Origin of the sequence: Cupriavidus sp. SIMBA_020, assembly GCF_046535395.1 — a bacterium.
Lineage (GTDB): Bacteria > Pseudomonadota > Gammaproteobacteria > Burkholderiales > Burkholderiaceae > Cupriavidus > Cupriavidus campinensis.
The window spans coordinates 1-248 of record NZ_JAWRWU010001308.1; the positions used below are offsets into that span (position 1 = coordinate 1).

General features: G+C 66.1%; 1 protein-coding gene. It reads right to left on the reverse strand.

The annotated features are described in order from the left end of the window. Window positions 1-248: winged helix-turn-helix transcriptional regulator (locus tag SB751_RS33735; RefSeq protein WP_410749462.1), on the reverse strand; the 248-nt coding region annotated here is incomplete at both ends.

Consider the following 248-nt stretch of genomic DNA (forward strand, 5'->3'; position numbering starts at 1 on the left):
TCGTCGATCTTCATCACTTCGCGACGGAACTGCTCGAACATGTTGCCGCCCTTGTGGCCGAGCGTGATCTCGACGAACACCAGCAGCGCGGCGCCGAGCTGGCCCGGATCGACGCGTGCGTGATAGCCGGTGATGACGCCGTCGCGCTCCATGCGCCGCACGCGCTCGATGCACGGCGTCACGGTCAGGCCGACCTGTTCCGCGAGGTCCTTCATCGCCATCCGGCCGTCGTCCTGCAGCAGTTTGAG